This is a genomic window from Roseibium sp., assembly GCF_965216085.1.
Taxonomy (GTDB): domain Bacteria; phylum Pseudomonadota; class Alphaproteobacteria; order Rhizobiales; family Stappiaceae; genus Roseibium.
Genome location: NZ_OZ244138.1, coordinates 3240143 through 3262858 on the forward strand (window position 1 = coordinate 3240143; position 22716 = coordinate 3262858).

General features: G+C 56.2%; 21 protein-coding genes, 1 pseudogene and 1 riboswitch. Of the genes and pseudogenes, 17 read left to right on the forward strand and 5 right to left on the reverse strand.

Features of this window, described 5'->3' with window-relative positions; translation table 11 throughout:
- Nucleotides 1-14 precede the first annotated feature (14 nt).
- Nucleotides 15-611: pseudogene (locus ACOOFE_RS15230) on the reverse strand (peroxiredoxin).
- 116 nt (nucleotides 612-727) lie between these two features.
- Here ACOOFE_RS15230 and plsY point away from each other — a divergent pair.
- From plsY to rpmG, 8 genes are all read left to right on the forward strand, one after another.
- Nucleotides 728-1390 carry a glycerol-3-phosphate 1-O-acyltransferase PlsY gene (plsY, locus tag ACOOFE_RS15235; protein WP_420410842.1) on the forward strand — a complete coding sequence of 221 codons (663 nt, stop codon included), beginning with the start codon at nucleotides 728-730 and terminating at the stop codon, nucleotides 1388-1390.
- A complete protein-coding gene (gene dprA, locus ACOOFE_RS15240; protein WP_420410843.1) occupies nucleotides 1387-2523 on the forward strand; it encodes a DNA-processing protein DprA in 1137 nt (378 codons plus the stop codon). The genes plsY and dprA overlap by 4 nt, the downstream gene beginning before the upstream one ends.
- A gap of 175 nt (nucleotides 2524-2698) precedes the next feature.
- Nucleotides 2699-5434, forward strand: coding sequence for a type I DNA topoisomerase (topA, locus tag ACOOFE_RS15245; RefSeq protein ID WP_420410844.1), 2736 nt, complete (start codon nucleotides 2699-2701; stop codon nucleotides 5432-5434).
- Between the two features lie 62 nt (nucleotides 5435-5496).
- Entirely contained in the window at nucleotides 5497-7776 is a 2280-nt protein-coding gene (gene rnr, locus ACOOFE_RS15250) for a ribonuclease R (RefSeq protein WP_420415588.1), read from the forward strand.
- Nucleotides 7776-8240 carry a DUF983 domain-containing protein gene (locus tag ACOOFE_RS15255; RefSeq protein ID WP_420410845.1) on the forward strand — a complete coding sequence of 155 codons (465 nt, stop codon included), beginning with the start codon at nucleotides 7776-7778 and terminating at the stop codon, nucleotides 8238-8240. Before rnr ends, ACOOFE_RS15255 begins: the two co-directional genes overlap by 1 nt.
- Nucleotides 8241-8242: 2 nt before the next feature.
- Nucleotides 8243-8986 carry an NUDIX hydrolase gene (locus ACOOFE_RS15260; RefSeq protein ID WP_420410846.1) on the forward strand — a complete coding sequence of 248 codons (744 nt, stop codon included), beginning with the start codon at nucleotides 8243-8245 and terminating at the stop codon, nucleotides 8984-8986.
- Nucleotides 8987-9067: 81 nt separating this feature from the next.
- Nucleotides 9068-9469 carry a RidA family protein gene (locus ACOOFE_RS15265; RefSeq protein ID WP_420410847.1) on the forward strand — a complete coding sequence of 134 codons (402 nt, stop codon included), beginning with the start codon at nucleotides 9068-9070 and terminating at the stop codon, nucleotides 9467-9469.
- A 243-nt stretch (nucleotides 9470-9712) separates the two neighbouring features.
- Entirely contained in the window at nucleotides 9713-9880 is a 168-nt protein-coding gene (gene rpmG, locus ACOOFE_RS15270) for a 50S ribosomal protein L33 (RefSeq protein ID WP_008192710.1), read from the forward strand.
- A gap of 69 nt (nucleotides 9881-9949) precedes the next feature.
- Here rpmG and ACOOFE_RS15275 read toward each other — a convergent pair whose 3' ends face one another.
- Nucleotides 9950-11665, reverse strand: a complete 1716-nt coding sequence (locus ACOOFE_RS15275) for a methyl-accepting chemotaxis protein (RefSeq protein WP_420410848.1) — start codon at nucleotides 11663-11665, stop codon at nucleotides 9950-9952.
- 590 nt (nucleotides 11666-12255) lie between these two features.
- On the reverse strand, nucleotides 12256-12627 hold the full coding sequence (locus ACOOFE_RS15280) for a response regulator (protein ID WP_141187116.1): 372 nt from the start codon (nucleotides 12625-12627) through the stop codon (nucleotides 12256-12258).
- A 140-nt stretch (nucleotides 12628-12767) separates the two neighbouring features.
- Here ACOOFE_RS15280 and ACOOFE_RS15285 point away from each other — a divergent pair, with 140 nt between their 5' ends.
- From ACOOFE_RS15285 to ACOOFE_RS15295, 3 genes are read left to right on the forward strand one after another with little or no spacing between them, the layout of a single operon-like run.
- Entirely contained in the window at nucleotides 12768-13067 is a 300-nt protein-coding gene (locus tag ACOOFE_RS15285) for a DUF3572 domain-containing protein (protein WP_141187117.1), read from the forward strand.
- Nucleotides 13060-13722: a hypothetical protein gene (locus tag ACOOFE_RS15290; protein ID WP_420410849.1), complete on the forward strand. Its 663-nt coding sequence runs from the start codon at nucleotides 13060-13062 to the stop codon at nucleotides 13720-13722. Before ACOOFE_RS15285 ends, ACOOFE_RS15290 begins: the two co-directional genes overlap by 8 nt.
- Before the next feature lie 48 nt (nucleotides 13723-13770).
- Nucleotides 13771-15069, forward strand: a complete 1299-nt coding sequence (locus ACOOFE_RS15295; RefSeq protein ID WP_420410850.1) for a DNA polymerase IV — start codon at nucleotides 13771-13773, stop codon at nucleotides 15067-15069.
- A 3-nt stretch (nucleotides 15070-15072) separates the two neighbouring features.
- Here ACOOFE_RS15295 and ACOOFE_RS15300 read toward each other — a convergent pair whose 3' ends face one another.
- Nucleotides 15073-15960, reverse strand: coding sequence for a cell envelope integrity EipB family protein (locus tag ACOOFE_RS15300; RefSeq protein ID WP_420410851.1), 888 nt, complete (start codon nucleotides 15958-15960; stop codon nucleotides 15073-15075).
- Between the two features lie 250 nt (nucleotides 15961-16210).
- Here ACOOFE_RS15300 and ACOOFE_RS15305 point away from each other — a divergent pair, with 250 nt between their 5' ends.
- From ACOOFE_RS15305 to ACOOFE_RS15320, 4 genes are all read left to right on the forward strand, one after another.
- Complete coding sequence (locus tag ACOOFE_RS15305) at nucleotides 16211-16678, forward strand: RidA family protein (protein ID WP_420410852.1); 468 nt, start codon at nucleotides 16211-16213, stop codon at nucleotides 16676-16678.
- Between the two features lie 43 nt (nucleotides 16679-16721).
- Complete coding sequence (locus tag ACOOFE_RS15310) at nucleotides 16722-17489, forward strand: glycerophosphodiester phosphodiesterase family protein (protein ID WP_420410853.1); 768 nt, start codon at nucleotides 16722-16724, stop codon at nucleotides 17487-17489.
- 91 nt (nucleotides 17490-17580) lie between these two features.
- The gene (locus tag ACOOFE_RS15315) at nucleotides 17581-18906 is read left to right on the forward strand and encodes a GNAT family N-acetyltransferase (RefSeq protein ID WP_420410854.1); all 1326 of its coding nucleotides are present in this window, start codon (nucleotides 17581-17583) and stop codon (nucleotides 18904-18906) included.
- Between the two features lie 107 nt (nucleotides 18907-19013).
- A riboswitch (SAM-I-IV-variant riboswitch) is annotated at nucleotides 19014-19131 on the forward strand.
- 34 nt (nucleotides 19132-19165) lie between these two features.
- Entirely contained in the window at nucleotides 19166-20083 is a 918-nt protein-coding gene (locus ACOOFE_RS15320; protein WP_420410855.1) for a homoserine O-succinyltransferase, read from the forward strand.
- 229 nt (nucleotides 20084-20312) lie between these two features.
- Here ACOOFE_RS15320 and ACOOFE_RS15325 read toward each other — a convergent pair whose 3' ends face one another.
- Entirely contained in the window at nucleotides 20313-21674 is a 1362-nt protein-coding gene (locus ACOOFE_RS15325; protein WP_420410856.1) for a pyridoxal phosphate-dependent decarboxylase family protein, read from the reverse strand.
- Between the two features lie 40 nt (nucleotides 21675-21714).
- On the opposite strand from ACOOFE_RS15325, the gene ACOOFE_RS15330 reads away from it, so the two are divergent.
- The gene (locus tag ACOOFE_RS15330) at nucleotides 21715-22062 is read left to right on the forward strand and encodes an ArsR/SmtB family transcription factor (protein ID WP_420410857.1); all 348 of its coding nucleotides are present in this window, start codon (nucleotides 21715-21717) and stop codon (nucleotides 22060-22062) included.
- A 122-nt stretch (nucleotides 22063-22184) separates the two neighbouring features.
- Nucleotides 22185-22613 carry an HIT family protein gene (locus tag ACOOFE_RS15335; protein ID WP_420410858.1) on the forward strand — a complete coding sequence of 143 codons (429 nt, stop codon included), beginning with the start codon at nucleotides 22185-22187 and terminating at the stop codon, nucleotides 22611-22613.
- Nucleotides 22614-22716: the final 103 nt, after the last annotated feature.

Below are 22716 nucleotides of genomic sequence, written 5' to 3' on the forward strand. Positions count from 1 at the left end.
CCTTCCGATCGATGTCAGGCTTGGTTGTCTTCCAGCCACGCTATGACATCGGCAGCGTTCCGGTCGGGCGGAAACACCGGATAAAAGGCCTTGATCACAATGCCGTCCCTCACAATCAGGGTTAGACGTTTCAGGAGCGTCTGGCCTTCGACCTCGAAGGACGGCAGATCAAGAGCCTTGGCAAAGACACAATCCTCATCCGACAACAGCGGAAACGGCAGGTGCAATCGTTCGACAGCCTCCGACTGGTAGGCTGTTGATTAGGTTGATAAGCCGAAGATGTGTTCTGCCCCAAGCGCCGACAGCTCTTTGAAGTGATCCCGGAAGGCGCAGGATTGCGGCGTGCAGCCCCGGGCGCCGGGGATCATGTCCCAGCCATCTGGCAACGGAGTGTCCGGTTGCCCGGTTTTTGGGTAGATGTAGATCACAGTGATCCCTGAGAGATCCGTCAGATCGACTCGGCCGCCATCCGTAGCCGTTAGTTCTGTCGACGGCAGTCTCGCCCCCTCGACATGCGCCGCCGTGCTGTCATCTTCCGGCGCCGGCAATTGCGACCAATCCACTTCCGTCAGGCTCAAGGGTTTTCTCCAGTTTCCGTTCGTGCCTAGCATGAATTCCAAATCTGGAATTGCCCTGCAAGATGGCAAGGTTATAAGTTGTACCGAAAGGCCGCTATCACGTTTTTCGAAAGCGGCAAGGTCTTGTAGTTGGGAAGAAACACCAAAAAATGCCTGATCCGATCAGCTGGGAATTTGCCTGGCCTTATTATCTGGCCGCCCTCGCCTTTGGCTATCTGCTTGGCTCCATTCCGTTCGGACTGATCTTCGCCAAGCTTGGCGGGCATGGCGACATTCGCAAGATCGGCTCCGGCAACATCGGCACCACCAATGTGCTCAGAACCGGCAGCAAGAAACTGGCAGCCGCAACGCTTTTGGGCGATGCCTTGAAAGGCACGGTTGCCGTTCTGGTTGCTGCCCAGTTCGGACCTGACACGGCTTTGATCGCTGGTTTTGGCGCCTTTCTTGGCCACCTCTTCCCGGTCTGGCTGAAATTCAAGGGCGGCAAGGGCGTTGCCACGTTTCTCGGTATTCTGCTGGGACTTTACTGGCCGATGTTCCTGATCGCGGCGCTGACCTGGGTCGGGATGGCTTTCCTGTTCCGCTATTCATCGCTTTCTGCGCTGACGGCAACCGCCGCCACACCGGTCATTTTGTATTTTGTCTTCAACCAGGTGCAACTGGCGGAGATGTTTCTTGTGCTCACGCTCTTGCTCTGGGCGAAACATCACGAGAATATTGGGCGTCTTCTCAAAGGTCAGGAGAGCAAGATCGGCAAGAAATCCAAGCCCACGACAGAACCGCCGTCTGAACCGGCGCCGGGAGACGGGTGACCCGCCCGGCCACCGATAAAACACTCCGTCTCTCTGAGGCCCAGCGTCTTGCCTGGTTGCGTTTAATACGGTCTGAGAATGTCGGACCGACAACTTTCAGAGACCTTCTGAACCACACAGGATCTGCCGAACAGGCCCTTCAGCTGCTGCCCGAACTCTCCCGGCGCGGCGGCAAGAAGAGCTATCGCCTTTGCTCAACAGAAGACGCGGAAGCCGAACTTGAAGCGCATCACCGAATGGGCGCCCGGCTGATAGCCCTAGGCAAACCAGAGTATCCGCCGCATCTACGTCATATCGATGGCCCGCCGCCGCTTTTGTCCGTAAAAGGCGGATCACTGACCACCCGCCCCAAGACACTGGCAATTGTCGGCGCGCGCAATGCGTCCCTTTCGGGCCGCAAGTTGTCCGGCATGTTCGCCCGTGACCTGGGCGCGGCCGACTTCGTCATTGCATCTGGCTTGGCGCGGGGGATTGATGCGGCCGCCCATGAAGCGGCTCTGCCAACGGGCACCCTTGCCGTCTTTGCCGGCGGGATTGATGTGCTTTATCCAAACGACCATGACCGCTTACTTGCCGCCGTTCTGCATCACGGTGGGGCAGCAATTAGCGAAATGCCGTTCGGTTGGAAGCCGCGCGGCCGGGATTTTCCGAGGCGCAACCGTCTGATTTCCGGTGTTTCCCTTGGTGTGATCGTCATAGAAGCGGCCAAAAAGTCAGGATCACTGCACACTGCCCGCTTTGCGCTGGAGCAAAACAGGGATATCTTTGCCGTCCCCGGTTCTCCGCTGGACCCGCGTTCTGAGGGCGCCAATGGCTTGATCCGCCAGGGCGCGGCCCTGGTCCGCAATGCAGAGGATGTTCTGGAAGGGCTGGGCGGCCGGATCGAGCCGGTTCTGCCATTTGATCACGACCTCTCCGAACCCGAAAAAGATCTCTTCTCGGCAGCTCAGGAACCGGATGACACCCTGCGCGCCCGCATCATCTCCGCCCTCGGTCCGGCACCGGTCGATCTCGACGAATTGATCCGTTTTTCCAGGACGCCGCCGCGTATGGTGCACATCATATTATTGGAACTTGAGCTTGCCGGGCGCCTCGAAAGGCATCGCGGAAACAAAATCTCGCTCCTTCTTTGACAAAGGATTTCCCCATATATGTCAGTGGATAACCCATCGGCGAAACGGACAGCTTGACCAGAAAGCCACAAAGGTCCATTTGACAGGCGGCGCGTGATCCGTGATCGTCTGCGCCTTCAATTCGCTTCTCTTCCGGACGGACCTCCCGATTCCGGCACAAATTTTTTGGGTAAGAATGAACGTCGTTATTGTGGAATCGCCGGCGAAAGCCAAGACGATCAACAAATATCTAGGCTCCGATTACACGGTGCTGGCCTCTTACGGCCACGTCCGCGATCTGCCGGCCAAAGATGGTTCGGTCAAACCCGACGAAGACTTTGCCATGAGCTGGCAGGTCGACAGCAAGTCTCAAAAACGCCTGAGTGAGATCGCCAGTGCGGTGAAGGAGGCTGACCGCCTCATTCTCGCAACCGACCCCGACCGCGAGGGGGAAGCGATTTCGTGGCACGTTCTGGAAGTCCTGCAGAAAAAGCGGGTTCTGAAAGACAAACAGATTGAACGGGTGGTGTTCAACGCGATCACCAAGAAGGCCATCCTGGAAGCGATGGACAACCCGCGGGAGCTGGATACGCCGCTGGTGGATGCCTATCTGGCCCGCCGCGCCCTTGATTATCTCGTCGGATTCACCCTCTCCCCGGTTTTGTGGCGCAAATTGCCTGGCGCCCGGTCTGCGGGCCGTGTGCAGTCGGTCGCTCTGCGCCTCATCTGCGACCGGGAAATGGAAATCGAAACATTCCAGCCGCAAGAATACTGGTCGATCTTTGCTGGAATGAAGACACCCGACGGGGATGTTTTCCAGGCAGGTGTCACCGGCTTTGACGGCAAAAAAATTGGCCGTCTCGACATCAAAACCGGCGAAGAAGCTGCAACCATCAAAACGATGTTGGAAAGCGCCAGCTTCTCCGTCGACAGCGTCGCGTCAAAACCCGCCAAACGCAATCCGGCCGCGCCGTTCACCACCTCTACCCTGCAGCAGGAAGCCTCGCGCAAACTGGGTTTTGCCGCTTCGCGCACCATGCAGGTCGCCCAAAAACTTTATGAAGGTATTTCTATTGGCGGTGAGACCTCTGGTCTGATCACCTATATGCGTACCGACGGTGTCTCGATCGCCGGGGAAGCCATTGCTGCCGCGCGGTCCGTCATTACCGAAGATTTTGGCGGCAAATATGTGCCGGAAAAACCGCGCGCTTATTCCTCCAAGGCAAAGAATGCCCAGGAAGCGCACGAAGCGATCCGCCCGACAGACCTTTCCCGCCGCCCTAAGGATGTCGCACCGTTCCTCGATCAGGATCAGGCCAAGCTCTACGAGCTGATCTGGAAGCGCACTATGGCGTCCCAGATGGAATCGGCCGTTCTGGAGCGCACGACCATCGAAATCGTCGCCGATGGTTCCGGCAAACGCGCCAACTTGCGGGCCACCGGCTCAGTCGTCCGGTTTGACGGGTTCCTGGCGCTCTATCAGGAAGGCCGCGACGATGACGAAGATGAAAACTCCAAGCGCCTGCCGGCGGTCGATCAGGGCGCCGCGCTGACCGCAGCCTCCATCGATGGCAAAGCCGAGCCGATCGAGTCGTCCCAGCACTTCACCACTCCGCCGCCGCGCTACACCGAGGCGAGCTTGGTGAAAAAGATGGAAGAGCTGAGCATTGGCCGCCCATCGACGTACGCCTCCACGCTGCAGACCCTGCGCGACCGCGAATATGTCGAACTGGAAAAGAAACAGCTCGTTCCACAAGACAAGGGCCGGATCGTCACCGCTTTCCTGGAAAGTTTCTTCCAGCGTTATGTAGAGTTCGATTTCACCGCGAGCCTTGAAGAACAGCTCGACAAGATTTCGGCTGGTGAACTTTCCTGGCTGGATGTCTTGAAGGATTTCTGGACTGCGTTTTCCGGCTCTGTTGATGAGATCAAGGACCTGCGCGTTGCGGAAGTCATCGACGCGCTGAATGAACTGCTAGGCCCGCACATCTTCCCGGAAAAGGAAGACGGCACAGACGCCCGAAAATGCCCGTCCTGTGATACCGGAAAGCTCTCCTTGAAGGTCAGCCGCTGGGGCGCCTTTATTGGCTGTGAAAACTATCCGGAATGCGGCTACACCCGCCAGCTCGGCAAGCCGAACGGCGACGAAGGCGAAGCTGACGACGGCCCGAAGGTTTTTGGAGAAGATCCGGAAACCGGCCTGGAAGTGTCGCTGCGCACCGGCCGGTTCGGCCCCTATGTACAGCTCGGCAACGAAGCCAAACCGAAGCGTTCGTCGCTGCCAAAGGGCTGGTCAGCTGCGGACATGGATCTTGAAAAAGCCCTGCAGCTGCTGTCTCTGCCGCGCGACGTTGGCGAACACCCGGAAGACGGCAAGATGATCACGGCTGGCATCGGCCGCTATGGCCCGTTTGTCCTGCACGATGGCACCTATGCAAATCTTTCGACACCCGACGAGGTCTTCTCGGTAGGCATCAACCGTGCGGTTGACGCTTTGGCAGAAAAACGCGCCAAGGGCGGCGGACGCCGGGGGGCTGCTGCCACACCGCTGAAGGAACTGGGGGAGCACCCATCCGAAGGCGGACCGGTCAACGTTTATGACGGCCGCTATGGCCCTTATGTCAAACACGGCAAGATCAACGCGACCTTGCCGAAAGACAGCGACCCGCAGACCGTCACGATGGAACAGGCGGTAGAGCTGATTGCGGCCAAGGCCGCCAAGGGCGGCACCAAGAAGAAAGCGGCTGCGAAGAAAACAACCGCGAAAAAGACAACAACCAAGAAGGCAGCGGCCAAGGACGGTGACGAAAAGAGCACCGACAAGAAGCCTGCAGCCAAGAAAACGGCAGCCAAAAAGACCCCTGCGAAATCGGCGGCCAAGGCCAAGGTGGATGCAACGTCTGAAGAGGTGCCCTGGGACGACGCCACTTGAGCGCAAAACGCATTAACACGCGCAAACACACAAAACGAGCCCATGCTAAAGTGCCGGGCGAAATGCCGTCCCGCGAGGATATTCTGGCTTTTGTCGCCGATAATCCCGCGCGGGCAGGCAAAAGGGAAATCGCCCGCCATTTCGGCATCATCGGCGGCGCGCGTATTCACCTGAAGAAAATGCTGAAGGATCTGGCTGAAGACGGCCTGATCGAAAAGCGCAACAAACGCATGATCCGGCCGGGCGACCTGCCGCCGGTGTTTGTCGCCACCCTGATTGCGCGAGATGCCGACGGTGATCTGTTGGGCACACCGGTCGATTGGGACGAAGAGGCCGGCAATCCGCCGAACATCTTGATCCTGCCGGGCAAAACAAAAAACACCCAACCGGGCCTTGGTGACCGGGCGCTGATCCGCCTCACCGAAGCCGATAGCGGACCTGAAGCGGAACACACGGCTCGAGTTATCCGCGTTCTTGAAAAGCGTCAGGCTGCGATTTTGGGCATCTTGCGCAAGCGCGACGGCAACCGCCCGCCCTATCTGGAACCGATTGACCGCAAACAGCGCGAGCTCGATGTCGACCCGGCGGAAATGAAGGAAGCCGAGGACGGCGATCTCGTCAGCGTGCAGATCTCACGCTCTGGAAAATATGGTCACCCGCGGGCTGCGATCGTGGAACGCTTTGGGTCGATGAACTCCGAAAAAGCGGTCTCTGAAATCGCGCTGCACTCCCATGGCATTCCACACGTCTTCCCGAATGCGGTCGAAGCTCAGGCAGAAAGCGCCAAACCGGTCGGCAAACTTGGTAAACGTGAGGATTGGCGGCAGATCCCGCTGATCACCATCGATCCACCGGACGCCAAAGACCATGATGATGCGGTGTATGCGGAAGCCGATGAAGACCCGGACAACGAAGGCGGTTATGTGGCCTACGTGGCGATTGCCGATGTCGCGCACTATGTGACGCCGGGCTCGCCGATGGACCGGGAAGCGAATCTTCGCGGCAATTCGGTTTATTTCCCCGACCGGGTGATCCCGATGTTGCCGGAGCGGATCTCCAACCAGCTGTGTTCCTTGCGGGAAAAGGAAGACAAGCCGGCGATGGGCGTGCGCATGGTCTTCGACAAGACCGGTCGCAAGATCAGCCACACCTTCCACCGCGTGCTAATGCGCTCGGCCGCCAAACTGTCCTATATCCAGGCTCAGAAGGCGATTGACGGCGTTCTGGATGAGAAGACCGAAACGCTGCTGGACGGCATCCTGAAGCCGCTCTGGGCCGCTTATGACGTCCTCCAGAAGGGCCGCGACGCCCGCGAGCCGCTGGAACTGGATCTTCCCGAGCGCAAGATCAAGCTGAAGGACGACGGCACCGTCGATCATGTCTATGTGCCTGAGCGCCTCGACGCGCACAAGCTCATCGAAGAATTCATGATCCAGGCGAATGTTGCCGCGGCCGAAACTCTGGAAAAGAAGAAGACGTCCCTCCTCTACCGGGTGCATGATGCGTCGACGCCGGAGAAACTCGAAAACCTCAAGGAGTTCCTCTCCACTATCGACATGAAGCTGCCGTCCACTGGCGGCCTGCGCCCATCTGTGTTCAACGGCATCTTGAAGAAGGTCAAGGACACGCCTCAGGCCCATCTCGTCAATGAAATTGTCCTGCGCAGCCAGGCCCAGGCAGAATACACACCGCAGAACATCGGCCACTTCGGCCTGAACCTGCGCCGCTATGCCCATTTCACCTCACCGATCCGACGCTATGCCGATCTCGTCGTGCACCGGGGGCTGATTTCCGCGCTTGGGTTGGGCGATGACGGTTTGCCGGACGGTATTGAAAGCAAGCTGGAAGCCATCGGCGGTGAGATTTCGGGCGCGGAACGGCGGGCCATGCTTGCCGAGCGCGATACCATCGACCGGCTGATTGCCCTTTGGATGAGCGATCAGGTCGGCGCGACCTTCCAGGGCCGGATCGCCGGTGTTGTGAAGTCAGGCATGTTCATCCGCCTGGAAGAGACTGGGGCAGATGGTTTCGTACCAGCCTCAACCATCGGCCTCGACTACTACCGCTATGACGATGCAGCGCATGCCCTGATCGGGGACAAAACCGGAGAAACCTATCAGCTTGGAGATCAGGTTGAAGTCCGTCTGGTGGACGCAGCACCTTTTGCCGGTGCTTTGACGTTTGAAGTGGTCAGCCATGGCCGGATTGCCGGCAAGGCGATCCGCAAGGCCATGCCAAAGGCCCGGCGCGGCCCGCCCAAGGGTGGCAACCGGGGTCCCAAAGGCAAGACAAAGGGCGCCAAGGGCAAATCCTCTACGCGGAAAGGCCGGAGGAAATCGTAATGACGGTCAAATACGAATTGAACGGTGTTGAGGAGACGATTGACGCGGCTCCGGAAAAACCCAAACGCCCTTTAATGCGCGCCTTGCGCCGCGGCGCGATGAACACCTGCCCCGCGTGCGGCAAAGGAAAGCTGTTCGCCGGCTTTTTGACAACACGCCACGCCTGCGATCATTGCGGCGAGGAGTTTCATCACCACCGCGCCGACGATGCCCCGCCCTATTTCACCATCACGATTGTCGGCCACATTGTCATTCCCGGCTTGCTTATCGTGGAAATGGCCTGGCGGCCGGAACTGTGGATCCATATGGCAATCTGGATCCCGCTGACGCTGTTTCTGTCTTTAGCCCTTATGAGACCTATCAAGGGGGCTTTGGTGGGGCTACAGTGGGCGCTCTACATGCACGGATTTGATCCGGATGCAGACGACGAATTCCCCGAAGCATCCGCCCACCTTGAAAGCTAGAGATGAGCGATTCCCTAAAAGAGAAATTTGACAAGGACGAACAGGCCGGAAACCATCCTTATATCCGTCCCAAAGACGCCGCCACACTGTTGATCCTAGACCGGACAGGCTCTGGTGACGTGAAGCTGCTGATGGGCCGGCGCCACATGCGGCACACCTTCATGCCCGGAAAATTTGTCTTTCCAGGCGGCCGTGTCGATCCAGGCGATTCCCGAATTTCCAACGTTCTGCCCTATCACCCGCAAGTGGAAGCCAAGCTATCTGAAGGCTTGAAAAACTCCAAGACGGCCGCCCGTGTGCGTGCTTTTGCGCTTGCCGCCGTTCGAGAGACTTACGAGGAAGCCGGCATATTTATCGGGCGCAAGTCGGACAGCGGGCTGCGCCTGGGAACCGGCTTTGAAGAGTTTTCTACCCGGCAGATTCAGCCGGACCTCGGCGGCATGCGCATGATTGCAAGGGCGATCACCCCGCCGCAGCGGCCGCGCCGCTTCGACACCAGGTTTCTGGCCATCTGGGCCGATTCGATTGCAGACCAACTTCCTGGCGGACATGGACCTTCAGGCGAACTCGAAGATTGTGCCTGGCTGACCTTCGAGGAGGCGCGCCAGAAAGAACTGCCGCTCATCACCACAAAGATCTTGACCGATCTGGAAGACCGTTTGAACGCAGATCCAGAACTGTCGCCGGAGACACCGGTTCCCTATTACTTCTTCAAAAAAGGGCGTTTTGAACGGGAATTGATCTGAGATCAGTTGACCTTAGTTGGTTGATCATTGACCCTGAAATCTCTGGTTCGCAGTTCCATCCAGTGCGAAGGAGACCTGCAGATGACGATCCGTTCGATTGTTCCCAGGGAACTGGACTACTACTATTCCAACTGGCAGATGTCGCCGGGCTTGGCCTGCGGCGACTTCATTTACATGACCGGCTTTACCGGATCCGACAGAAACGGTGATGTTCCTGCCGACCCGGAAACGCAGTTCCGCAGCGCCTTCCGCAAGATCGGGCTGGTGCTGGCGGAGGCCGGACTGACGTACAATTCGCTTGTGGAAATGACATCTTACCATGTCGGTCTGCGCGATCATCTGGAACTCTTCAAGAAGGTTCGCAGCGAGTTCGTCGTTGAGCCCTACCCGGCCTGGACGGCAATCGAGGTGGCCGGATTTGTTGCCGAGAAAGCAGTTGTTGAAATCAAAGCTGTGGCACGGCGGCAGTCTCATTCAGGGTAGTTTTGCAGAGCTGATAACCGCAGCAATGACGTGAGAGACGTCTTTGTTGCCATCGGCAGGGAAAATCGGCGGCCGTTCTAAGAGTTCTGCGGGTATTTTGCCCCTCTTCGATCATGGAACCCCTTGACTTTCCCGTCGCTATGAGTAGTTTGCGCGCTGATTTCAGACATTGGGGCAGATTCACCGCCAGCCATCTGGCCATCCGAACCCTTTGCCCGACAACCGAGAACAGGATCCAAGGCCATGGCCAAGGCGACAACAATTAAAATCAAGCTTCTGTCCACGGCGGACACCGGTTTCTTCTATGTCACCAAGAAGAACTCCCGCACCATGACCGAGAAAATGGTCAAGCGGAAGTACGATCCGGTTGCTAAAAAGCACGTTGAATTCAAGGAAGCCAAGATCAAGTAATCTAGGCCGACCCTGAATTTAAAAACCCGCCGTGTCCGGCGGGTTTTTTTGCATCAATTGATTGACTGGTTAGACGGCTGCAACATTTTGCAGGAAAGTTTCCACTTCCGTTTTCAGCTCATCTGTCCGCTGTGACAAATGCCCGGACGCCGTCAGAACGTTTTGAGCAGACCCGGAAGTTTCATTAACAGCTTCGGACAAACCACCCATGCTGGTTGAAACAAAAGTCGTTCCATCAGCTGCTTTTTGCGCGTTGTGGGTGATTTCACTGGTGGCCGCACCCTGCTCCTGCACTGCTGTTGCTATGGTGCTGGTGTAAGCGTTCACTTCATCCATAATTGCCGTAATTTCAGAGATCGCTTTGACTGAATCGTCGGTTGCGTCCTGAATTGCTGTGATTTGAGAACTGATTTCCTCGGTCGCCTTGGATGTCTGTGTCGCCAGCTCCTTTACTTCGGCAGCAACAACAGCAAAACCCTTGCCCGCCTCGCCGGCACGTGCGGCCTCAATGGTGGCGTTCAAAGCCAGCAGGTTGGTTTGCTCCGCAATCGCCTGGATCAGGGTAACAACCTCGCCGATCTTTGTTGCTGAAGCAGCGAGGCCTTCAACCTTTTCATTGGTCACCCGAGTACCTTCGGTTGCCCGGCCGACAACCTCCGTTGTCTGTGCAACCTGCCGTGAAATCTCGGAAATGGAGGCCGACAGTTCTTCAGCGGCGCTTGCAACAGTCTGAACGTTTGCTGTTGTCTCACCGGAGGAGGATTGTGTTTCATCAGCCCTCTGAGAGCTCACCTGGGACAGGCGGGAGAGATTTTCCGCTGTTTCATCCAGCTGGCCGGTTGTATCGCCAACAGAATCAAGCAGCTGGGAAATGTTGGCCCGGAACTGATCAATGAGCTGTTCCATTCGCTGCTGACGGCCTTCAGCAGCGGCCTCTGTTTGTCGCTGCTGATCGCTTAATTCGTGCCGCTCATGAGCCCTGGCTTTAAGAGTTGCCAGTGCTTTTGCTAGAATACCGATCTGGTCTTCCCGCTCACTGTAAGGGACTTCAACCGCAAGATCATCATTTGCGATCTGATCAGTAACGCCGGCCAGACGTGTGACAGGACGAAGTTGCCGTTGAATGGAAAAAACAAGCAGAGCAATCGACACGATCACAACCGGCAGCGCGAGCATCATGAACCGCGACATTAGCTCGTTCACATTTGCCTGGACGGCTGCTTTTTCAACACCTGCATAAAGGATACCGATGACATTACTGTCGGGCGTGAAAATCGGCTGATAGACGGTGTAGTAGTCTTTACCCAAGATGGTCGCCTGACCATGAAAGGTCTCACCCTTGGTCACGACTGGATAGACAGCACCGTTTTTGCCCAGCGGCGTTCCAACTGCCCGCTTTCCATCACCTTTGATAATGTTGGTTGATTTACGCCAAAAATCCTTGTTTTCCGGATCCCAGGCAAACACCGTTGCTGTTTCTCCGGTCATCCTGCCAATCGAGTCAATCATCGTATGGTCGGAAAACTCCGGGATCTCCGGAAGCTCAATCCGCTTCACATCACCATTTGAGGCCCAGGAAATCTTCGACCCCTCAACCTCCTTGTCAAAGATTGTGGCTGCGACCCTCAAGTTGGCATCTTGTTTGGCTGCCGCAGATGAATGCGCCTGCCCGGCCGCTACCTGATAAACGATAGCACCAACAACGATCATGGATCCGGTCAAGAGAACAGCACCAACCAACGCAACTGAGGTGGTGACACTTAAGGATGATAATATACGTTTCATGGCTGGCCCCGCTGGCTGGCTATTCAATAGCCACGCAACGTAACGTCATGCCGTATAATAAATGGTATACACCGTTAATACTGAATAATCGCTTCAGCAATTCCTTGGAAGACTAATTGGAAGTTCACACAACACCGGGTAATTGAAAATATATATATTCTTCAACTGACCAGACAAAAATACGCGAGATCTATCAGGAAAATTAGTGGTCGGCGGGAACACGGTATTCGAGGAGGCCACTCTTCGACCGGTTCCCTGCCGACCTGCCCCACGGACCCAGGAGTTGCGGCGGACCTGAGCACTCCGAGGGGAAACTCTTGTATCTATTCGCAGTGACAAAAATCACAGACCAATAGAACGGTCAGGCGAGGCCTAACCGACAGGTACACTAACTCATTGTTGTGCAATTGCAATAAATTCCCGGAACCGCACACAGAAAGATGAAAATTTTAATTAATACGTAACCTTAACGTGATTGCGAGCAGATCAGCCGGCTATCAATTTTCACTGTGTTTCTTGATTGTCTTTTTCCGGCTTCCGTTGAGTCAATGCGTCTGTTGAGACGCCAAATCACACATTCCTTCGCCGGCTCACGGCTCCCCCAGAAAACCTTTGACCGTCTCTAGAAATTTGGAAACCGAAATCGGTTTGGAAATGTAGGCTTCGCAGCCACCTTGCCGGATGCGCTCTTCATCCCCTTTCATTGCGAAAGCCGTGACGGCAACGACCGGGATTGACGCAATCTCTTCGTCTTCCTTGATCCACTTCGTGACTTCAAGGCCCGAGACTTCCGGCAGCTGAATATCCATCAGAATCAAATCGGGACGGTGTTCGCGCGCCAATTTTAACGCCTCGATACCGGTTCTCGTTTGCAGCGTACCAAACCCGTGGGCCTCGAGCAGATCATGAAACAATTTCATGTTTAGCTCGTTGTCCTCCACGATCAACACGGTTTTTGCCATATATATCAGGCCCTTCGCCGACTTTCGCCGGTCCCAATTTTTTTATGACGTATTCACGTCTTATCCGTTGTGGAACCCATCCCCGGTTCGCATTACATCTTTTCTAACCCGGAATCGTTTCAGAAAGGCAAAAAAACACAATGAAAAATATACAAGGAAAGTCATTGTCTGTTGAAGAGGCTCAGGGAATTGCAACGCAAGCCCTGGTGCAATTGAGCCAGGACCCGGAACAGGTCGGCCGGTTTTTGGCGTTTTCCGGGATCGGCCCCGACCAGATTCGCGACGCAGCCAGTGAACCCGGCTTTTTGGCCGGTGTTCTTGAGTTTTATATGATGGACGAAGCCCTCTTGCTCGCCTTTTGTGAAAACGCAGGATTGCGCCCGACCATGATGGCCGCCGCCCGCTTCGCGCTTGCCGGAGGTCAAGACTACGATGCCTGAACCAACACCTGTGCTTCCAGAAGTGCTTGCGCAAATTCGCGCGCTACCGCCATCCAACCGCCCCTTGATCATCTGCGACGTCGATGAAGTCATCCTCCATATGATCGCCCATCTGGAAGAGTATCTTCACGGCAACGGGATGCGGTTCCTCAACCACACTTACCGGTTGACGGGAAACATCGCCCATCATGACAGCGATGCCCCCTTACCTGGCGACCAAGTCAAAACCCATCTCATCAAATTCTTCGACGAGGTCAGCCCGCATCAAACCATGGTTCCGGAAGCTGATACGATGTTGGCGGCATTGTCAGAGCGATGGGACATCGTCCTTCTGACCAACCTACCCGGGCCCCACAACAAGCCAGCCCGGGAAACTCTGCTCGGCGGCCTGGGCATCCCTTATCCAGTGCTGACCAATTCCGGCCCCAAAGGCGGAGCTGTTGCAGCGCTTTCTGGCGGCCGGTCTCATCCGGTGGTTTTCATTGACGACAGCCCAACCAATCACCGCTCGGTTCAGGCGTCCCTCCCGTCCGCCGTCCAGATTCAATTCATCGCCGATCAAAGGTTTCTTAGATCTGTAGAGCCAGAGGCCCATATTGATCTCTTGACCGGTGACTGGCGCGAGACATGCCGCTTTATCGAGGCTATCTTATAGCTTTGCTGAAACTGCCGGATCTTCGCCTCTGTATGACCGCGTGAGCCAATGACAAAAGAGCTGAAAGCGCTGTGCCGGGATTGTGGGACCCGGCTGCCCGGTCAGGCCGCGCGGTGCCCACGTTGCGGCAGCCCACGCCTGTTGAACCATCCTGAACTCGACCAGCTATCGATCGCTCACATCGACTGTGATGCGTTTTACGCATCCGTTGAAAAGCGGGACAATCCGGAGCTGCAGGACAAGCCCGTCATTGTCGGCGGAGGTCAGCGCGGTGTTGTCTCGACCTGCTGTTACATCGCCCGCATTTCCGGTGTGCGCTCTGCCATGCCTATGTTCAAGGCGATGGAGGCATGCCCGGACGCGGTCGTGATCAAGCCGAACATGGAAAAATACTCCAAGGTCGGCAAGGAGATCCGTCAACGCATGCAGGCTCTGACGCCGCTCGTTGAACCGATCTCCATTGATGAGGCCTTTCTTGATTTGACCGGTACAGAACGCCTGCATCACGCAACCGTCGCCGAAACGTTGGCGAAATTTGTCCGGGATATTGAAAACGACATCGGCATTTCCGCAAGCGTTGGCTTGGCGCCGAATAAGTTTCTCGCCAAGCTGGCATCGGACTTGGAAAAGCCGCGTGGATTTTCGGTCATCGGCGCGGCAGAAGCCAAAGACCGGCTGGCTCCAATGCCTGTCGGGAAAATCTGGGGTGTCGGCAAGATGTTTCAAAAGAAATTGGAACGGGACGGCATCCGCACCATCGGGCAACTGCAAGTAATGGATGCCAATACGCTCGCCCGCAAATATGGTTCTATCGGCCTGCGGCTGGCCAAGCTGTCCCACGGTGACGACAGCCGGGATGTCACCCCGTCGCGCGGCGCCAAGAGCGTCTCGACCGAAACCACCTTTCGAACAGACATATCCGACTTTGAGGTTTTGAGGCCGATCTTGCGGGATTTGTCTGAAAAAGTGTCTTTCCGGCTCAAAAAAGCAGACCTTGCCGGCCGGGGCATCACGTTGAAATTGAAGACAGCTGAATTCAAGACCATCACCCGCGCCCGCCATCTCACCGATCCGACTCAGCTGGCCGACAAAATTTTCGACGCGGGAATTGCACTTTTAGAAGCAGAAACCGACGGCCGCCGGTTCCGGCTGATCGGCATCGGCGTCAGCGATCTGGCTGATGCAACTCAAGCCGATCCGGAGGACTTGCTCGATGCCACCGCTGGGCGGCGGAAGAAGGCAGAACTCGCGATCGACAAGCTTCGCGGCAAATTCGGCAAATCCGCCGTCGAACTTGGCCTTACCCACGCCGCAAAACAAGCGCGGAAAACCGCTGAAGATAAATAGACTTTAGTTACTGCAATTCGATTGACTGGTGTGATCGTGCAGCTCCAGCGCCGTCATGGTGCCGGCGAGTTTGAAATCGCCATAATCGAGAACAAGCTTGTCGCTGATCCCGTTTTCAAACAGGCGGAAGGACAATTGATAGACCGGTGTCTGCTCTCCATTGCCGTCATTTTCGGACGGATCGAAGTAGGCAACCGTGACCGGCCAGGATGCGATAGCGTCTAATGTCTCCTGGCGCTTGCCGTCGATTTCCGGCACTTCACCGACGGCCTTCGCGCCAATGACCGCCGTAGTTGCAAATACCTTATCGCCGGTCTCCGCACCGTCATAAATGTCACTGGCTGTAAAATGGCCACCGGTCCGGGCAGCATTAAGAATGCTCATAAGATGTTCGGTCGGAAACTGAACGTCCTTTCCGATTTCAAGCGTCTTTTCCGTTGGCTCTTTCAGATCAATGGCTTTCAGTTCCGATTCAAGACGCGCCGCCCCCCGGCTGGATTCAACCAGTTTTTGGTCCACATAGGTCTTGGACAGGAATTGATAGTTTTCTGCACCGGCATCTTCAAATGAGGTGGTCTGCAAGTCGGTTACTTGTAAGCCGCCATTGACATCTTGGAATTGGGTCACGAACCGGAAGTTGACGCTGTAACCGTCGCAGGCGTCTCCGGAAAACTCATAGACCATCCGGCCACTGAGGCCGGCAATGCCGGATTGCTGCTGTGAATCAGCAAGTTTCATGTCATAGACGGCGCGATGCTGGGCCAAGGGCACACCGGCAATCTGCGCTGCCGCTTGGTCCACCGTGCCAAAAGACAAGATAGCGGAAACGGGAGCGCCAATAACCAGAAGACCGCCAAGAAAAGCCCTGTTTCGAAAAAGACGCTGCATCATCAATCCTCATGACCGCCAATTGGCGGGATATTCCAAGTTTCTACTCTTGTATTCGGGATCCGGCAGATCCGCCAGCCGGGATTGCCGTTTGATGCCAACAAACCGCAAATTGATCCACGCAGAACCAGCCGATCCGTATCTTCTGAATTGGGCAAAGAAGTTTTCCACCAACAGGCGCCGGAAATGCGCTTGTCAGTCCCATTAATTTGCGCCAAGAGACAGCCATTCACTTCCCTGATTGAGGATCGTCATGACCAGCAAAATCGAAACCCGTTTGTCCGAGTTGGGAATCACCTTGCCGGATGCTGCAGCCCCAGCGGCCAATTATGTGCCGTTCGTGAAAACCGGCAATCAGCTGTTCATTTCCGGTCAGCTGCCGATGGAAGCAGGCGCAATTGCCGTTTCCGGTAAACTCGGGGCAGATCTGGATATTGATGCAGGTCAGCGGGCCGCAAAACTTTGCGCCATCAATCTACTGGCCCAGGCAAAAGCTGCAACAGGTGACCTCGACAAGGTTGTGCGCCTGGTCAAGATCGTCGGTTTCGTAAATTCCACCGGTGAATTCACCGATCAGCCAAAGGTCATCAACGGCGCGTCCGACTTCCTGGTCGAGGCCATGGGCGACAGCGGCCGCCATGCACGGTCCGCCGTCAGCGCTGCTTCCCTGCCCTTTGGCGCCGGCGTTGAAATCGAAGCCATTTTTGAAGTCGCCGAATAAGTCTACCAGCGGGCCCCTAGGGGCCCACTTTTGTGAACGGAATATGATGTCTCCCGATTTAGAAGCCATCTTTGCCCGCCCGGTCGCGCATCGGGGTTATCATGACGCCAGCAACGGCATCATCGAAAACACCCCGACGGCGATTGAAAAAGCCATCGACAAAGGCTTTGGCATTGAAGTCGATGTGCAGCAGACCAGTGACGGCGAAGCTCTGGTGTTTCACGACAACGATCTCGACCGCTTGGCAGATGCCGGCGGGCCGGTCGCTGGGCGGACATCCGCAGATCTTGTTAAGCTCCAAATGCTCACCGGTTCAGACCATTTGTGGCTGTTACAAGACCTCTATGATCTCGTCGATGGCCGTGTTCCGCTGGTTGTCGAAATAAAATCCCTTCTGCGCCGGGATGCTCAGGCCGATTTTGTCCGCCGTGTTGTCGATCAAACAGCAGCATACAAAGGACCGGCCTGTATCAAGACGTTCGATCCAGACATGCTGGCCATCGCAAAAGCTCACAACAGCCAAGTCTTGCGCGGCATTGTCGCCGATGCGGCCCGGCCTGGACCGGATTACACACGGCACAGCCGCATGGACCGGTTTATCATGCGCCACCTCTTGCACTTCCCGCGCACCAGCCCGCATTTTATTTCCTACAGTGTCAACGATTTGCCGAGCCTTGGCCCGAGTGTGATGAAGACCCTGTTCAAAACACCGATCATGACCTGGACGGTCCGCACGCCCGGACAATGGGAAGTCGCCAAACGGTTCGCGAATCAAATTGTTTTTGAAGGGTTTGATCCGGACAAGACCTAAACCTCTACACCAACACGCGGCTCTTGCGGTGCACCACAGATGCTCTAAATGGAAAGAAGGGATTGAAATTGCGGCGGGCCGGCACTGAAACATGACGTCATCACCTTCACCGGATAAGGAAAAACCTCATAGCTCAGGTTCCGGTGATGATGGACAGACTTTGTCACTGCGCATCCTATCGTCGCTGGCTGATATTCCGGCAGACAAATGGGACCAGGTCGCCAACCCTGGTTGGCAGCTTACGAGCACGGGCGGATTAACGCCCACGCCAAACTGCACGAATTCCATTGATCTGACTGCAGCGCTCTCTCCAGAAACGGATAATCAATCCAGCAACACCGCCTTCAATCCGTTTCTATCCCACGCTTTTTTGCAGGCGTTGGAAGCCGCTGGTTGCGCCACCCGCCAGACCGGCTGGATGCCCCGGCATATGATCCTGGAAGATGCGTCTGGGGCCGTTTTTGGCGCGGTTCCGGCCTATCTGAAAAGTCACTCGCAAGGGGAATATGTCTTTGACCACGGCTGGGCGGATGCGTTCTACCGGGCGGGCGGCGACTATTATCCCAAGCTGCAAATCTCCGTGCCGTTTACTCCGGCGACTGGACGGCGGTTCCTGACCAGTCCGGACATCAACCGAGAGGCCGGTATCCAGGCGCTCGCGGCGGGCCTGGTTCAAGTGTGCCAGCGCACCGGCGCCTCGTCGGTCCACGCAACGTTCCTGACAAAACCGGAATGGGGCACACTCGGAGAACTCGGTTATTTGCAACGCACCGACCAGCAATTTCATTGGGATAACCATGGTTACGAGGACTTTGATCAGTTTTTGAGTGATCTGGCTTCGCGCAAACGCAAGGCGATCAAGAAGGAACGCCGCGAAGCGCAAAGCGTCGACGGCCTGGAGATTGAGTGGGTAACCGGCAGCGACCTTAAAGAAGCGCACTGGGACGCGTTTTACCGCTTTTACATGGACACCGGGTCGCGAAAGTGGGGCAGTCCCTATCTAAACCGGGAGTTCTTTTCACTGATCAACGAGCGGCTGGCTGAACGCATCTTGCTGGTGCTGGCCAAACGCAGTGGCCGTTATATTGCTGGCGCCTTGAACTTCATCGGCTCTGAAACACTTTTCGGCCGCCACTGGGGCTGCAATGAACACCACCCCTTCCTGCACTTTGAGCTTTGTTATTATCAGGCCATCGATTTTGCCATCGCGAAGGGGCTCAAACGCGTTGAAGCAGGCGCACAAGGCGCGCACAAGCTGGCCCGCGGATACTTGCCGCAGACCACCTATTCCGCCCACTGGATAGCTCATGAGGGGCTCCATCAGGCCGTTGCAGATTATCTGGAACATGAACGGCTGGCCGTGGAACGAGAAAACCAGGCATTGGCGGAACAGGCGCCGTTCCGGAAGGAACCGTAACTGTGTTGTCGGGGTGTTCTTTAGGGGCCTCAAACTTAACGCCAGTCACAACAATGACATTTGCCCGATCAGGGCTTGCCGGATTGGTTTTCTTCGATTACCTAGATTGCCATCATCAAGAGTTGGGACAGATGCCCCACGCCAACCTGCCGATCCGGGCAAGGTGGTTCTTCGAAGAGAAGATGCGGCCCGAGAGCGATCTTAGCGGCAACAAATCGGATCTCAAGAAGGCATCTGTCTCTGGTTACGGGACGTGCAAATGCCGATAAAAATACCTAACAATCTTCCTGGCCGCCCAATTCTGGAATCTGAAGGCGTGATGATCATCCGCGAGGCGGATGCAATCCGGCAGGATATCCGGCCGCTCAACATCGGCCTGCTCAACCTGATGCCGAACAAAATTAAGACCGAGACTCAGTTTGCCCGTCTTCTCGGCTCCACGCCTCTGCAGATCGACCTCACCTTGGTGCGCATGACCAACCACGTGGCGCGCAACACGTCGCAAGAGCATTTGTCGGCGTTTTATCAGCCCTGGGAAGAGGTGAAGACCCAAAAATTTGACGGCTTCATCATCACCGGCGCTCCAGTTGAAAAACTGCCCTTCGAGGAAGTCGGCTATTGGCAGGAAATGTGTGACGTTCTGGATTGGACCCAGACACATGTGCATCGGACCATGACGATTTGCTGGGCAGCTCAAGCAGCTGCTTACCATTTTTATAAGATGCCGAAGTACGCCCGCGATACCAAGGCGACCGGCGTTTACCGCCAGCGTACCCTGGTGCCCGCCTCACCTTATTTGCGCGGGTTTTCGGACGACTTCTGCCTGCCAGTCTCCCGCTGGACCGAAACCCGCAAAGCCGACATTCCAGCGGATAGCAATCTTGCTGTGCTGGCCGAGGATGATGAGACCGGCATGTGTCTGCTGGATGACCCGGACCACCGCAGCCTGCACATGTTCAACCACATTGAATATGACACCACGTCGCTGGCGGACGAGTTTGAACGGGACAGCCAGGTGTCGGAGACCCCGATCCGGCCGCAGAACTATTTCCCGGGTGACGATGCAACACTCGACCCGGTCAACCGCTGGCGGGCCCATGCCCATCTTCTATTCGGCAACTGGATCAACGAGATGTATCAGACGACACCGTTTGATCTGGAAAAGATCGGCGAGTAGATTTCTTGGAGCGCCCTGAATGGCGCTCTTAGTTTGCTGACGAATTCTGATCTGCGTATATTACTCAGTGCCGCACCGGCCTTGAGCCGGTGCCAAGCCCGCCTGTAATAACATTTTCATTAAGTTAGTTTTGGCTGGGATCCCGGATCGCAGCTACGCCGCGTCCGGGAAGGCCAATCGAGGGGTTTGACAGCAGTCTGGAGCGCACTACGGATGCCCCTTCAATCGACTATCCAACAATCTCTGCCTTGGCCTTGGCAATGGCCGCGATCAGGCGGTCGATGTCCTCGTCATTGGTCGCCCAGTTGGAGACGCTGATCCGGAAACCCGTTTTTCCTTGCCAGGTAGCTGGCCCGAACCAGGCTTCGCCGCTGTTTTGAACGTGCTCGGTGATTTGAGCACAGGCGTCTTCGTTTTCGGGCAGCGTGACAAACACCTGATTGAAATGCACGTCATGCGGCACGGTAAACCCGAGTGCGGAGACATCGGCGGCAATGCGTTTGGCATGACCATGAAACCGGTCGACCATCTCGACAACCCCTGCCCTTCCAAGGGACAGCAGTGCGGCCCAGGTTTCCGCACCACGTGCCGACCGGCTGAATTCCGGGGCCCGGTCAGCCGGGTTCGGATCGGCAGCCGGTAGGTAAGACGCGCCGATGGCCATAGACGCCTGCATCTCTTCGGGGTGCCTGCACAGCGCCAGGCCGGAATCGTAGGGCGTGTTCAATGTTTTGTGCGAATCGACCACCCAGCTGTCCGCGCCGTCCAACCCCTTCGGCTTGAAACCAACTTCTTCGGACAGTTTTGCCCAAAGACCGAAAGCCCCGTCCACATGAAGCCAGGCATTGGCGGCCCTGCATTTCTCCGCGAGGCCCTCGAATGGATCAAATGCGCCGGTACAGACGTTGCCTGCTTGCGCCAGTACCAACGTGCGTTCATCGAGTTCCGGCACCTCCTCCAGTTTCATCCGGCCCTGATCGTCTACGTCGACCCACTCAATGTCCTGTGTGCCAAGCCCTGCCATACGAAGCGATTTCAGGACGGTCGCATGGATTTCGCGACCCGCCACAATGCGCAAACGCGGAGCGCCGATTAGGCCAGCGCCGCGCTGATGTCCAAGTCGCGCCAACAGCACATCGCGCGCGGTGACGATCAAAGCCATATTGGCCATGGTCGCGCCGCTGGTGAAGGCACCATTTGTCCCCTTCGGCAAACCCATTAACTCAACGATCCAGGAAATCGCTGTTTTTTCCATCTGAACGACGGACGGGCCCGTCAGGCTGTCCGCGATCTGGTCCCAGGCGGACAGCAGGCTTCTGGCGGCGGACGCTGCCGGAAGAGCCCCGCCGATGACATAGCCGAAGTAACGCCCGGCGGCCGACGCCACAGTTCCCTCCCCGCCAATTCCGGCCATCGTGTCGAGGATATTTGGGAGAGGCAGACCAGCCTCGGGCAACGATCTATCGAGTTGCTGCAAACGGCTCAATTCCGGCTGAACCTGACGGTCAGACAGCTGCTCCAGATAACGCACACCGCGCTTTGCGCCTTCCAGATAGGCTTCGGACTGGACAATGAGCGGGGTCTTTTGCATGATCGGCGCACCTCAACAATATAGAAGAATTTCTATATAGATGAATATCAATATAGATACAACAACAAGCTCTGCCATGCTGGCCGCATTGGCCAGCCCTGCCCGGCTGCAAATCATAATGTGGCTTCTGGATCCCAGGCCGCATTTCCCGGAACAGCGCGATGGAGACCTGGTAGACGATGGCGTCTGCGTCGGTTTCATCACGGACAAGATCGGTCTCAGTCAACCGACCGTCAGCTCTCATATGAAAAAGCTCGCTGACGCTGGTCTGGTAACGGGCAAAAAGCTCGGAAATTGGATGTTTTACAAACCCGACCGCACCAAACTGGAAGCACTCGGCCTCAATCTGTCGGATGCTGCCAGGAAAGATCCGAGCCCCAGGCTCTGACCGGTCGCTGGTTGCTGCAGTCTGATCCAAATGCCCCCTTGCCGCCGGTAATCGACTGGCATTAGGGTTGCCACAACTCACCCAGAAAATGCTTCACGCTTCAAATTCAGAAAGTTCTTCAAATGACCGCACCTGTTTATGACGATCAAAATGTCTTTGCAAAAATCATGCGCGGCGAAATCCCGAGCCACACGGTTTACGAAGACGAAAAAACCCTTGTGATCATGGATATCATGCCGCGTGGCGACGGCCATGTTCTGGTGATCCCGAAGGCGCCCTCGCGCAACATATTCGATATTGCAGCGGAAGATCTCAATGCGGTTATGGCCACTGTTCAGAAAATGGCGCATGCCGTGATCAAGGCATTCGATGCCAACGGTACCACCATTCAACAATTTTCAGAGCCTGCCGGCGGCCAGGTGGTGTTCCACACTCATGTGCATGTCATCCCGCGCTTTGATGGTGTCAAACTGCGCCCGCACACCGGTGAAATGGCAGATAACGACGTTTTGGCAGCAAATGCCGAAAAAATCCGGGCCGCACTGGCGTAAACTACGATCCACTCACCGGAATTTTAGCTAATAAGCACTCGCAGAAGGAATAGCTTTCCAGAGCTTAAATCAGCCGCACCTCTTTTTAGAATCCGGTCGGATT